Genomic DNA, 253 nt, shown 5'->3' on the forward strand with positions numbered 1-253 from the left:
TGGCAGAAGCGGCGGGCGAGGTCGAGGTACGCCCGGTCCCCGGTGATCGCGGCGACGTCGGCGAGCACCTCGTTCATCCCGCCGTGCTCCGACCGCAGCATGTCCTGCACCTGGGCGTCGGACAAGTCGGCGACGAGCCGGCCGCACCAGTCGGCGAGGGCCGCGAGCACCTTTCGTGCCTGATCGCTCCCGGCGTGCTGATACGCGTCGCGTAAGCCGGCGAAGGTCTTGTGCAGGTTGTACCACGGCACCC

The 253-nt window shown here is 70.4% G+C and carries 1 protein-coding gene; it reads right to left on the reverse strand.

The window, feature by feature from the left end:
* A partial coding sequence (locus tag R0J92_RS24870) for a beta-L-arabinofuranosidase domain-containing protein (RefSeq protein ID WP_411053650.1) occupies positions 1-253 on the reverse strand: 253 nt, incomplete at both ends.

Origin of the sequence: Tritonibacter sp. SIMBA_163, assembly GCF_046535935.1 — a bacterium.
GTDB lineage: Bacteria > Pseudomonadota > Alphaproteobacteria > Rhodobacterales > Rhodobacteraceae > Epibacterium > Epibacterium scottomollicae.